The sequence below is a fragment of the Nocardia rhamnosiphila NBRC 108938 genome (genome assembly GCF_000720425.1).
Taxonomy (GTDB): Bacteria; Actinomycetota; Actinomycetes; order Mycobacteriales; family Mycobacteriaceae; genus Nocardia; species Nocardia rhamnosiphila.
The window spans coordinates 917249-931881 of record NZ_JOAJ01000001.1 but is presented as its reverse complement, the minus strand read 5'-3'; the positions used below and the strand labels follow the sequence as shown (position 1 = coordinate 931881).

The window sequence follows — 14633 nt, the reverse complement described above, 5'->3', positions numbered from 1 at the left end:
TCGGAAACCACCACCACGACGCCCCGGCCGGTGGGCGTATGGCGCTTCGGTTCCGGATCACGCCACGGCTCCTCCCATATCTCCGGATTGCCCAGGCCACGGGTGATGGTCGACGCGAAGGGGAGATTCTCGGCTTCTTCGTCGGTGAGCTGCTCTCCCCGCCGCGCGGCATCCTCGATATATTTCTGTGCGTACGAATCGTCCACAGTCAGGCGTTGTGGTGTACCGCCGTCGAGCGGAACCCAGTACACCCGGGCATCCCCGTACGAATCGCTGACGATCTCGGTGGGCGTCACCAATGTCACCGCGATCGTGCAGGCGGGCGGGATCTCGCACCCGGCGAATTCGGTCCTGATGAGGTCCAGGACTGCGTCTCTTGCCGCTTCGACGGCGTCCGCGACGACCTGTACCGGATCCCACCCCGCACCGTCCGCGGCCGCGGCGGCCGCGCGCGCCAGTACATCGCAGGCGGCCGCCGAGGCCACCTTCGCCGCCACATCGCTGCGCGCGAGGTGCGATACACCGTCGCAGACCGCCGCCAGCGTCACCCGCTCACCATCGACAAGCGCCTCCGCCAACGCGAACTCGTCCTCGTTCGACGAGTGGCCCGATCCGACATCGGTCCACCCCGCGGCACCGCTGGTCTCCTGGTACCGGCGGGGACCAGGCCTCGGCAGCTGCATCCACGGCATCACCGGCCCGCCGGACGTCCCCTCGATGATCGGCGACGGCGCGGCGGACGGCGTCTCGGCGGACTCGACCGGATCCTGCTGTTCGACGGATCCCGGGGGCCCGTCCCGATCGGTCACCTCCGCGGCCGTGAACCAGTCGTATTCCGGGTCGCCGGTGCGGGCCGAATCCGATGATTCCTGTGGTGCGTCCTGCTGTGGTTGCGGAAGTTCCCGGTCCGGTGCGGGCTGCGCCCACGGCAGGAGGCGGGGGTCGGTACGGGGAACCGGGACCGCGTCCAGCGCCACGAGCAGCTCGTGGATCCGGTCGTCCGCGGTCCGCAGCTCCGCGACGGCCGCTCTCGCGCGCTCCTCGCGGACCGCCGCCGCGGTCGCGTTGCGGACTACGGTGTTCTTGTTCAGCCACTCCGCCAGCCAGACCCGGACGGCGGCGGAGTAGGAGAGCAGGGCGGTGAGGCGCTCCTGGGTGACCGTGGTCCGGGGATCGTCCACCACGGCGAGCAGTTCGGCCAGTCCGTCCCGGGCCCGGCGTAGTACGGGATAGTACGGGGCAGCGGCACCGGCACGCGCGCTCCGCGGATCCGGGTCGTCCGCATGGACCGCGGCGCCACTCAACTCCGAGGTCACCCCGACCAGGGCCTGCACCAGCAGATTCCGGTCGATGCCGGACAACACACCGGTATCCGCGGCCGCTACCGGTGTACCGGCCGTCGCCGCGTCCACCACGGCACCGGCAGCGACGAGTCCGCGGACCGCGGCGGCGAAATCCTCCTCTACCGCGGCGGCCTGCCGTGTCCGCTGCGCCGAGGTGAGACCGGCTGTCGCCCGCTCTGCTTCGTCGAGAGCGCGGTCCGCGGCCGCGACCGCCGGCAGCCACTGCGCCACCGCCCGGGCGAGTCTCGACAGGCTCTGGACCCGAGCCGGAGGCAGTGCGACCGAATCGTCCAGCAGTTCGTCGAGAAGACCGGCCAGCCGGTCGAGATGCGCTATCTCCGCGCGCAGGTCAGAGGTGCGCGCAGCGGCCGCCAGGGTGTTCGATGCCGCCGCCAGAGCTGCGCGGACAGATCGCACCTCCGTTGTATCAAAAGGAGCCTCTGGTCCCCCACGGCGCGGAGCATCTCCTTGCGCCTCCGGCGGCTGCGACCCGGGCCCCGGCTCGTCCCAGGGGATGCCGGTATTCGGGTCCATGTTGAACGCCAGCACGCCCATCGGAGCGTCCCCGGGTACATGAGTGGCTCGCGTCCCGCGGCGGTTCCGATTGCCGAACGCATCGACCGCACCCGCACCGTCGAAGCCTGTCACCGGCCCCGGGATCCCGGCGGTGGCTCCGGCTCCCGGATGCTTCGATCCGGTCCTGGTGCGAGATGTTCCGGTTGTGTGCTGCGCGCCGAATGGGATGTCGTCCAGTTCGAGGGCACCACGGCGCAGTGCCTCGAGGACAGCGGCGGTACGGTCGCCCACCCCCAACTTCCGGAAGAGCAGTGCCAGCGTGGATTTGACGGTTTCGGCAGACACCCCGAGAGACTCCGCTATCGCACCGTTTGCCCACCCCAGGGCAACCAGCGGCAATATCTCCGATTCACGAGGGGAGAGCCGGAGGGGCTGGTCCGACAACGGCACGTCGTCGAGATCGAGAAGGGACATCCGCAACGCCCGGACCACCGCCTCGGTCCGGCTGCCCGCACCCAGCGCGCGGACGATCTCCCCGACGCCGTCGGCCGGCTCACCGGCCGCGACCCGTGCCAGGGCCGCGAGCTCGGTCCGGGACAGTTCGCGGGTGGCGACGGCCTCTGTCATCGGAATTTCGTCCAGCTGGAGATATCGGACGTGCAGCGCCCGGACCAGTGCCTCGGTCTGATTGCGCGCGCCGAAAGCACGAACGATGTTCTGGACTGCCGCCGACACTGCGGATACCGACAGTCCTGTAGCTGTTGCGATGCCCTCGTAGGTGTCGTGTACAGCCAGCAGGACCAGGACGCGGTCCTCCTGGTCGCTCAGCGGTCGCGCGCGGGATGGATCCGATTCCGGCAGATCTTCCAGCCGGAAGATACGACCGCGTAATGCCCGAACGACCGCACTGGTCCGGTCGACGGCATCCAGCTTCTGCAGAATGCTCGACACATGCCGTTTCACGGTATCCTCGGTCGTGTCGAGGCTTGTCGCTATCTCGCCGTTCGACCTGCTCTCGGCGAGCAACTCCAAGACATCCAGTTCCGAAGCGGAGAGGTCATCATCGGAAGCCACCGCGATCGGAACCGGAAACAAGAGACCGGCCGTTTCCTCGGCGAGCTTGTTCACCGCGCTGAGTTTCAGTGCGTCCGGGCGCCCGCCTGCCCGGACCGACGCGACAGCGCGGTTCACACGCTGCCGCTGAACCGAATCCAACTCCACCGCGGCGCGGAAGATGGTGGGCTTGTCCGCGCTCGCCAGGGCGAGCGCGGTATCGACCAGTTCGGCGTCGTCGTGGTGCTCGAGGATTCGGTCCACCAATTCACCATCGGTGGCCCGGTCGAGTGCTTCCGCCGAATCCGGAGCGACCATACGGTTGCCGATGAGATAGCCGAGCACCAACCCCCGTCGTAAGCTGAGGAACTGGTGGTCGGAGATCTCCGAAGTCGCGGCAGTGGTGTCGGTGTCCATATTCGGCCGAGAGCCACGCACGGACACGGCGACCAGATCGTCACGCTGCGCCATATCGAGTTTCCGGCGAATTATGCGGACGTAGGTCTTGATCGTCTCCTCGCCGACGTGGAACAGCCCGGCGATTTCCGCATTCGTCCGGCCCTGGGCGATCAGGCGGAGCACCGTCAGCTGGCGCACGGAGAGTGGACTGGTGGCCCGCTGCACCATTTCGGCGAGAAAAGCTTTGATATTGCCGACCAGGCTGTCACGCTCGGTGACCCCCAGCTTGTCGTAGATACGTTTCACATAGGACGTGACGGTCGACCCCGGAATGTCCAGGCTCTGTGCGATAACGGGATTCGTCATCCCCTGGACGATGAGCCGGAAAACAGCGAGCTCGACCGTCGACAATCTGCGAGTATCCGCCTGCCCCGCCACCACAGCACTGTCGGCTCCCACCAGTTGCTCGCGATCGGTGACTCCGAGCCTGTCGTAGATTCGCTTGACCTGAGCCTTGACCGCGCCTTCGGAGATCGTCAGCCGGTCGGCGATCTCCGCGTTCGTCAGGCCCTGGACGATCCCGCCCAGGACGGCTCGCTGGTTTTCGGAGAGCGGACGTTCGCGTTCACGCACCGGGATGCCGGTGAGGGCGTCGACTCGAGGCGGCGCGAGCGCAGTTGCCGCGTCGTCGAGCATGCCTCTCCGCTGGGCGGCCAACGCCAAACTCATCTCGTCGTCGGCGTCGAATTTCTCGTACAGCTCCGCCATGAGTCGTTGCCGGTGCCGCTCACCCCGCCCGAGAGCAGCCGCGATGGCCCGGTTCGACCTACCCTCCGCCACGAGCCGGAGGGCGCGAGCCTCGAGCTCGGAGACCTCGACCCCATCTACCCCGCGATTCTCGTCGTCGGCCAGAACCCCGGCACGCACAGCCGCCAGGACGGTCGGTATCACGCCGGAGGTGTGCAGTTTGCGCTGGGCACGAGCCAGATGAACATTGACCGCACCGCGGGTGAGGTCGAGCGTCGGCGCGACTGTTCCGGCCGAGTGCCCCAACATGAACAGTTCCAGTACATCTACCTCACGGTCGGTCAATCCAGGATCGATTCGATTCGCGACGTGGTTTCGGAAAGTGCGCACGGTATGCGAGGGCACCGAGGTTCCGCCCGTGACGGCCCGGCCGGGCAATTCGTCCGCCAGCAGAGCGAGCATCTCGACCTGGGCCGGTGAGAAGTCGAGATATGCCAGGGGACGGTCTTCCCCGGACAGCGAAGTTGTTTGTGCCGTCGTCGCGTCCCCAAGCTTCGCATTCAGCCGCAGGAGCAGCCGGTTCACTCGCGCCGGGGGCAGCCCCAGCACCGCGCCGAGAACGCGAGCCGGATCACCACCGGCAACGGCGACATCGGCGACGAGACGGACGATCTGCGTCTCGCCCGCGGACAACTCGACGTAGCCGGGCTCGGGGCTGTCCGAAACAGCGGCGGCTCCGGGCTCCCCCCCGATCTTGCTGAAGACCGGTTCCTGCTCGCGTTCCGGTTCAGCGAGCGGAATCAGTCTTCCATCGACGGTTCGATAGCGCACCACAGCGGCGGTGGCGATGTCGAGGTAGCGGGGTTCCCACCGATCGGCACCGTTCTCGTCACCGTCGTAGTTGCGTACGCGTGGCACATCGGATTCGCCGATCAGGGTGTCGAAGACGAGTAGCCGACCCTCGACGTCGGTGATCAGATAGCCGTGGGCCTTCGTCCCGTCGTCGACAATGATGACCGCAGTGTCCGCACCATTCTTGTGGGCGCGGATATCCTCGGCGACACCGGCAAACGGATCGGGGTTACCAGGGATCGGTCGCGGTCCGGTTTCCCGGAGGTGAGTGCGCAGGCCCGCCTCGAGAATCCTCCAGTTGTCGTCGCTGTCCCATGCCCGATCGGTATCGTCGGGCTCGGAGTCGGTGAGGGTTGTGATGTTCAGTGCGCGGAAGACTCGGAGGAGTTGGATCGCACAGTTTTCCACCACTTCTGCACGGACGCCGGAGCCGATCGCCGCACCGCCGGTCCGTTCTGTCGTCGGCTCGGCAGTCGCCACAGGCCGGAAAGCTGCGCGGACTTTCGGGAGCGCCAGGTCCAGAATGTTCTGGGCCTCGTCTTTCGAGATGGCGCAGCGCCGAGCGACGCCGGTCATCGACACGTTCTCGAAGAGATGTAGCCGAACGACATGTATCGCAAGTTCGACATCCGGCAGGTCCGCGAGCGCTCGACGAAGCACGCCCAGTTGTTCTTTCGCGATCGGCTCGATCGCGGATAATCGCTGTTCGATAATTGCTCGCGCCTGTGCGACCTTCGGCAACTCCAGATCGAGCGCATCAGCTATCGCGATATCGGAAATCTTGCTCAATTTCCCATTGTGCCGTATGTATGTGTCGACTCGGACAGCCAATTTTCTGCGGCTCTCGTCCAGGTCAGGAAAAGTGCGCTCGAAATACTCTCCGAGACATGCGTAGTACGCTGCCGATCGAGCAAGTGCGGTGAAGTCGTCCACCGGAGCGAAGTTGGTGATAGCGGTGAGAATCTCCATCGATCCCAGCTGTATAAGATCTTGCCGGTGCGCATCGGATTTCGCCCATCCCGCAGCCACAAAACCCGGAATCCAGGAATAAACCTGATATATCTCGTCGCGTACAGCCATTTCCTCTGGAGAACCAGGATGGGTATCGAACAATCTCCAGAACAAGCTCTGCACTGCCGGATCGGCCGCCTTTGCCTTCGGGCGCGCGTAGAACAGCTCCACGGCCCTCCGCACAACCGAATCGGGCAGACCCAGACCATCGCGCAGCTGCCTCAATACAGCCATCGTCGGGCGGGTGATCCCCCGCTCCATCCGCGAGACCGTCGGAGCCGAAGTTCCGGCGATCTCCGCGAAACGCTTCTGGGACATGCCGCGAAAACCGCGGAGGTCTCTCAACCAAATATGGATCCCCTCGGAAGCATAGTCATCAGGGTCCGGCAATGTTTGTGGTGTGGGTCGATCAGGCGGGAACAATTCGCGCAACCGGGCTGCACCCTGGTCCCCATCCAACTCCTGCCGGCTCTTTCCGACAGCATCCAGGGTCATGGCGACCATTTGAGTTCGCGTACCGGCGCCGATCGAGTCGCGAATATCCCTGAAGTATTCGCCGACCGCGGCACCCGTCTTGCCGATGAGTTCGCCTATCTCACGATCGCTCATCCCCCGTGCCGCGAGTTCGAGTAGGGCATTGTCTATTGCGGTCAGCGATCCGGCCGCTACCTTGTTTTCAGGATGATCGATGATGCCGTTTCGGATAGCGAATGCCACGATGGCGGTCCGGTTGGCACTCGTCCCGAACATTTTTGCAACGGCCCGCAATTGCCTTTCCACCGTTCGCGGAGGCTGATCACGGACCTGCTCGATTCGTTTGTCGGTCCATCCCTCGGCCAACAGCCGTAGAAGATCGATATGGTCCGGTAAGTCTATAAATCCCTCTTGGACAGCGGCATCCACAAGTCGGTCGCGATACTCGACACCGAGTTTGTCCGCGATCCGAAGCCATCGTGCCGCAATATCCGCAGCAGAGATCCCCTGTCGCTGTGCAATCTCAGTGTTTGTCTCTCCGGCTACAGCCAGACGAAACAGCTCTTTATCGCCTTCCGTAAGGGCCCGGTAATTCGCTTTCTCGCCGGCCGTCATAGTGCGGTACCGCTCGACGGGCTGTGGTCGGACGGCCGGGTCGGCCACCGGAGAATCGGTGAACCAGTGATGTGCGGCGTTCAACACCGCTGCGCGGACGTCGAGGTCGAACTGCTGTGCGGCGGCCAGAAAATATTCTGATACCCGGCCGGTGGATATTCCCCAGCGTTCGGCGATCCCGTGGTTCGGCACGCGTCGCGCAGCCAGCCGGATCAATTCGATCTGCAGGCTGTTCAACTCGACCGCCCCGGCCCGGACCACGGTCTCGCCGGTCCGTGCGGAAGCGATCTCGAAGACGAGAGCTCGAACGGCTCCCCACAGCAAGCGGCCACTGGTTGCGACGTTGTCCGGGAGTACCGGTTCGCCGGCGCCGCCACGATGGCTGTCGGAGAAGAATGGGTTGAGTGCTGCACGCTGCTTGTCGCTCAGTGTGTTCGCTCGAAAGGCGCGCCGCAGTTCCGAAGTTGTCGCCTCGACCAGTGTCGGCCGGAGTTCCTCAGCGCCTCCGGATTCACTGTAGGCTTGCTCGACCCGCCGCCGGAACTGGGCAAACCTCGCGTGCTCGGGCATCAGATTGCGGGCAACGAAAACAATCCATTTCTCGACATTCCGATCCGGGATCTGGCCCAGCCGGTCGACGCCGGCCGCCAATGATTCTTCAGTGATCTCTCGCGCCACCCGAGGCTCGGGAAAAGCGGTCGACACCCACCGAAAGATCTTTTCGCCGAACTGGCGCCGGAGCACAGCGATCGCTTCCTCCCGGCGACCCTGTGCGATATATCGCTCGAGCAACTGCCGGAGCGCTGTGGCGGGCACCCGTGCACCGGGCGAGCCCGGAGCGCGGGACACCGACGCCCGGCCATCTGCCGGAGAATTCGATCCGGTATCTGTACCTGCTCCACCACGCCCGATCACCGTGTGCGAACCGATAGGGTCGTCGGGGTTCACCGCCGTCACCAGAGCGGGGTCGAAAGCGTCGGCCGTTGCGGCAACGCCCGGCTCCTCGTAGGACCAATCCCCTCGCGCGCGCGAACGCCGCCGTGCGGCGCCCGGTAATGAAGTGGTCCCGCCGGATGTTCTACCGCTTCGTGCCGGACCCGAGGACTCCGCGGCGCGCAACTCCTGCTTCGCCACGGTCGCGAGTCGCTGGATCGCCGCGATCTGATCCTCGGTCACGTCGTCACCGCAGTGCAATCGTGTGATCGCGGCTCCGATCGTTCGACGATCGGAAGTTTTCACCTGCCCGAGGCATTCGAACAATGTGTTCTGGGCTACCTCGAACAACCAGTCCGCGATATCTCGCCCCGCCGGCACCGGCCACCGATTGTCGGCGGCGAATGCCATGACACGGAAATGGATCGCATGCGCCAACCGGGTCAATTGGACCGGCGGGGTCCCCCGTCCCGGCTCCCACCCGAGCATGGCCACCGTGCGCTGGATGTTCTCACGCCCGTACCGCGCGTTCAGTGCCAGCCGCGCTGTCTCATCGCCCGCTCGGGCGCGGGTCAAGGTCGAATCGTCGCCGGTGGTTCCCCCGAGCGCGGCCGGGTCGACCGGCGCCGCCCTGCCACTGGCGCCGTCCGCGGTGACGACCGCGCGGAGGCTCGAATCCACACCGTCCGCTGTGCTCTCACCGACGGCCCGGTCCCACTTCGACCACCGGGTTCCGTCGACCTGCAGAATCCCCGCCCGGATTCCCACCGCGACCATGGCGGCGGGTATGTAGGTCCCGAGAACGCGGCCGATTTCACGGAGGTGGGTGTGCACATCTGCTGTCTCCAGCGACAGGATCGCGGCGATGGCGGCGGGCGGGCGGCCTTTCGCGGTGAGTGCCAGCACCGCGGTCTCGCGTTCGGACAATCGGATTGTCGCAGGATTTTCCGGCATCGGAAATCCGGCGGGATCGAGTTCCCCGCGGCGAGTCGCTTCGGCGACAGCGGCGGCCCGGTTGGCGACGCCCAGTGTCCGCGCTGTCCGCCGGTCGATCGCCGCCACTGTTCGCGGCGGCATATTCGAGCGCTGGGCGATCGCCGCGCGGGACAAACCCTGAGCCGCGGCGTCGAGGACCGCGAGCTCGATGTTTCCGATGGCTGGTTCGACCCCCGGGACACCGTGCGCCGCGGCGATCGAGCGCGCCAATCGACGCAGTCCACCGGCGGTCAGAGTGCCGACAGTGGTGGCAGTCCAATGCTGTTCCGGGGTGCTCCGGGCGTTGAGTCCGTACGCGGTTTGCTCCTCGTTCAGTCCCGTACGGAATCGGAGCTCGAGGACCCTGCGCTGACTCGGAAACAGCTGGTCGGCGAACTGCCCGAACAGCTCGACCGGTGACGCGGCGAGCGCGGCGACAACCGGATCGGCGTCCGTCAGGCCCTCGAGGGACCTGTAGGCGGCCACTACTCCCCGTTGCAGCACCCGCAGATCCCAGTGGGCACCCGGGTCCCGCGATGTCGGCGCGGCCGGGTCCACGGCGGCCGCCACGGTCACCGGGGACGCCGGAATGTCATCGGGTCGATCGTCTCCCGACCTGCCGGCGACAGCCGGCGAATTCGCGACAGGTGCCGATTCGGCGGGTGCGATGCCAGTGGTGCCGACGGGACTCGCCGCAACAGCAGCAGGTTCGGTCGAGTCCGCCGGCGTTTGCGTGGGCGCCTCGCCGGTCGGCACCCCGGTTTCCGGCGCGCCCTCGGCGCGGTACTGCGCGTGCACGGCGCGCGTCAGCTGTTCCAGTGCGTCGAGTTGCTCCGTGCTCGGCTGCTGTTCGTGGGGCGGTGCCTGGAGCAGGCTCGCCACCAGGCCGCGTCGAGTGGTATCCAACCGGCCCAGCCCGTCGAGCAGTGCGTCACCGGTTGTATCGCGCAGCCACTCGCCCAGACCCTGACCACTGGGCACCGACCACCCGTTCAGTGCCGCGGCGCGGAATCCGGCGAAGGTCATCGCGTGTGCCAGCTGCCGCACCGGCTCCAGCGGCGCGCCGGACGTGGTGTCCCAGCCCAGCTGTGTGCTCGACTGCGCGAGCGCGGCGGGCCACAGGGTCTGCACCAGCGATCTCGCGGCAAGAGGATCGCCTTGCTGGGCCGCCCGGAGTTCGCGGGGCACGTCGAGGGTTTCCGGCGAGGCCTCGGTCTCGGGCCCCGATGAGTCCGCCGCAACGGCGCCCTCGGCCACGCCTGGCACGGCGGCCTGCGGAGACTCGGCGGAGGTCGCCGAAGACGAATCCTGCTGCGGTATCGCCGCCGCAGGTACGGCTGTGGTCGAGGCACGCGTGGGCTCGGCAGCCCCGAGGGCAGGTTCGTCGCCGACGGTGCCGGCCGCCGGTGGTGGTGGCTTCGGGACCTCGGGGCGGTGGAGGCCGGTGGGGGAAGCGTCGGTGGCCGGGGGTGCGTTGGGCAGGTGCGCGGTCGCGGGATCATGGGTGCCCGACTGCCGCACACCGACGGGCTGTAGTTTCTCGGCCAGCGCCCGGATATCGGCGTTGGCCGCCGCCAGATTACGGTCGGTGACCTCGACCTTGTTCAGGGTCTGCGCAAGCCTCTCCTGCGTTTCGCGGCTGGGCGCACTCGCGTGCTCGGCCAGCGCGGCACGATGCTCGGCCAACGCATCCTGATGCTGGGCGTACCGGATGATCGAGATCTGCGCCTCGGGCGCATCGGCGTACAGCGCGTCATCGACAGCGGTGAAATACTGCGCACTACCCTTACCGCCACTACGCGCAGTACGGTTCTCGACCTGGATATCCACCGCCCGCGACTCGGCCGAACGCCCCGAGATCAACACATGCAAACCCCCCTCGGCATCCACATCCGCACCCACCGGAATATCCACCCCCCGGCCCCCCTGCCGGTTGATCACCAGCACCTTCCCGCGCTGACCGGCCTCGGCGAAGATCTGCTGCAACTTCGCTTCCGCGTCCACCCCGTGCCGCAGAAAAAACTTCGCATCGACCGCGATATGCTCTACCCCCGCCCGATCCAGCAACGCCGACAACCGGGCGACTTCACTATTCCGATTACACACCGCCAACTGCGGAATACCCGACGGTTGCCGCTCGGCGATACTGGACGCCATCGCCGTCAATTTCGCGTCCTGATGACTGATCACACCCTCACGCCCGACAGCGACATGATCATCGGCGATCTTCAACTGCAATTCCTTGAACCGCGGGATATCGACCACCTGCGCACCGTATCTACTCGACAACTCGCCCGCGACGGTGTCGGCCGTACCGGAAAAGCCGAACATCTCATCACTCTTGTCCGCCGAGAACATCTCCCCCGCGGTGATCGACGCCGAACTGGCCGGATCGTCCCTGATCTGGATACCGTGCTTGGCCTCCACCGCTTGGGCCAGCCCACCGTTCCAACGGCTCTCGGTCGAGGTCTCGGCATCGAACATCACCTTGTGCGAGGTCTGATCGATGATATAGATCTTATGCGATTCCGGGTTCACCACCCGCGCACCGTCGGCACCGACCACGAACTCCGGTCCCAGCTCCGGATGATGCCACACCACATAATGATCGTTTTCGACATACTCGAACTCCGCCGCCGCGGCCATCGTCAACCGATTCGTTTCTTCCTCGGTCAGAGGCCGGCCGAGTATCTCCTCGACCTTCGCCCGGCCGGCCTCACTCAACTCGGTACCACCACCCACCCGGCCCGGCTCACGCCCGAAATCGAACTCGGTCAACAACCCCGCTTTCCGGGCATCGGTGAAAAAAGCATGCGCATCCCCGACCGCCGCCTCCACCTCCACCGCAGCCGGATTCCCCGAACCCTCCGACAACACAAACGTCGTATCAGCGAACACCAACGCCTCATCGATCTCATCGATACCATTCCGACGCGCCGGAGCCACATTCCCCCGCAACTCACCGAACCCCGCATCATTCATCGTCCCGATATAAATCGTCGGACGCCCCTCCACCGGATCGACATACGGGTTGTCGGGATTCATCCGCACAATATCGAAACCGTACTCACCCAAAATCGCGTTGTACTCCGCGAACGCCTCATTCGCCAGCACATCCCGGGTCGTGATCACCTTCACCGGCCCCTCCTGAGCCGACTTCAACGCCGCCGCCGCCAAAAACACCAAAGTCTTACCCTCCCCCGCCTGCATATTCCCCACACCCCCATCCCGAGCCACCAACACCGCCATCACCTGAGTCCACCGCAACACCCGATGCTTCGGATCACCCCGACGGATGATCTCCACCATCGCCGCCGCCGACTCATGCCCATCCTTGCTCTGCCGGATCATCCAATCGAAACCCTCCGGCGACACCAAACTCCAATCCGTCGCCGCATGCCGAGCAAGAACCTCATGCGCCTCCCGCAAATACCTCGCCGCCAGATCGGCCCCCTCCGAACCCGCGTCGGCCGCCGGACCGTCGTGCCCATCACCGGATCCCGAATACCGTTCTCCCGTCCCCGCACCGGAATCATCGGCTGACTCGGCATCGAACCTCGGGGGACTCCCGTCCTCGGCGGCCCGACCGGGCTGCTCGGCGGATACAGATGATTTCGCCGGCGTCTCCGCGGACGGCTTCACCGTCGTATCTCCCGTGATATCGCCTCCCCGGGCTTCCGGTTTCACCACCGGCGGTTTGGACGCATCGGCCGAAACCGCTCTATCCGGATACCCCAGCGGTTTATCGACCGCATCCGCTCTGTTCACCGGCGGCTTCGTCTCCCCGGACGCCTTGGCCGGCGTTGCTTCGGGAGCGTTGCGCACGGGCGCCTGCGATTCGGACGCCTTCATCGCCCCCGCGGCAGGCTCCCGGACCACCGCACCGTCCACCGCGGGCCGTCGCGGCGTTGCTGTAGCCTCCGGCGACTCCGCAGACCTACCGGCCGCGACGACTTCTTCGTCGCCAACGGCGGCCAGACGCACGGAATCGGCCTCCGGTTTCCCTGAGGTGACCGGATTCTCCGGCGTACCCTCAGACCTACCGGCCACGACCCCGGCGTCGTCCCCACCCGCCGGCATGGGCCGGTCGGCAGCTTCGGGTTGCAACGACCCAGCGCGAACATCACGCCCACCCGAGGTGTTCACCTCACCGGCCACCACCCCGGTGGGCTTCTCCGGCTTCGCTACCGATCCTTCGGCGAGAGCTCCACGCCCACCGGGCAACTCGTTGACGATCGCGCCCTTCGACGCGGCCGGCTCGCCCGGTGCGACCGCCGACGACTCGCCGGCCAATTCCTCTCCGGTCAGCCGCTGCAGCAGACGGGCATGCAATTCTCCCGCCGGCCGTGGGCCCACGCCTCCGCCGCTGTCGACGCGAGCGGGCTCGGGTTCCGCACCCGGACGTACCGACTGTCCCGAACCGGTATCAGCACCCACATCACGGCCTTCGGCCGCCGGGCCGGAGCCGGTACGCGGCGCCAGCGAATCCACCTTCACCGGACCCACGTTCTCCGGCAGCGAAACACCCCTGGGCTGCCAATCCACCGAATTGACCTGCCGCACATCGGTATCGACATCCCGCAACAACCCCGACAACAGTTCGTTCAGCTTCTGCTGATGAGACTTCGGCACCGCGTCCGGATCCACACCCCGCAACGGACCATGCGCGACCAGCGCCTCGGTCAACGGCCGACCCACACTCCCCGTCGGCGCACCCGGCTCCGGGCCCACCGGCACCCCCGCACCCGCACCACCCGGCCCCGCCGCCCGCAAACTGGCCAGACTATGCCCCGCCGCCCCCAGAAAACCTCCCGCCATCGCGGGCACGAGAGACTCCGTAAAAGCCTCCAGCGTGAACTTCTCCCCCGACATCGTCACCGCCACCCCCGTACCCACGATCCCACCCACCAACCCACCCGGAAGACCGGTCAACAGCGCCCCACCCAGCTGGACACCCACCCGCTTCCCCACCGTGTCGGCAACCTCGGCATACGCAAGAGTCGCCGGAACAACCCACCGATCCCCCACCCACTTACCCGCCACCACACCCGCAGCACTACCGAAACCACCCGCCACCGCCGCGATCTTCACATCCTTCCAAGCAACCGCACCCCGCTGCTCGTAACCGACCTGCTTGAGCTGCACGGCCAGATTGATCCCACCACCCTGCACAGCACCGACAACCCCCGCCTTCACCGACAACGCCACCACCCCCCGCTCCGCAGCAGCACGCGCACTCATCCCCGCGAAATACTCCAACAACTTCCGCGACGCGATCCCCAACACCGTCCGCGTCCGCATCGTGGCCACATACGCCTCGAGCGCACCCCCATACGCGAACATGACCGCCGCATGCAGCAACGTCCACGCCAAAATCACCGCGAACCCGATCACAGTCCACTTCTGAACCTCGAACGCATTCGCCCCCTCGTACAACTGCTCGGCCTGCGCATCCAACCGATCGGCCTGACGACCGCACTCCGCCGCCGTATCCCGGCACGACCCCTCGAACTGATCACCACCGACCCCACCGAACCCCGCCCGGCGACCATCAGCCCGACCCGAAAGAAACTCCGCCCCCCGACGCAACCGCTCCGCCTTCGCCGACAACTCGTCGGCCTCCCGACGCATCGCATCTTCCCGCGCCTCCGGAAAATGCCCAGCAACAACCTCTAAAACCCCAGGCGGCAACCACCACGGCAACAGCAGAGACAA

1 protein-coding gene (cut by a window edge) is annotated in these 14633 nt (G+C 66.2%); it reads right to left on the bottom strand.

Annotated elements, in window-relative coordinates; genetic code table 11:
• Nucleotides 1-14633 carry the 5' portion of a LuxR C-terminal-related transcriptional regulator gene (locus tag IG75_RS0104305; protein WP_156058626.1) on the bottom strand. It extends 34528 nt beyond the left edge of the window, so 14633 of the gene's 49161 nt are visible here — the first part of the coding sequence; it begins with the start codon at nucleotides 14631-14633; the stop codon falls past the left edge of the window.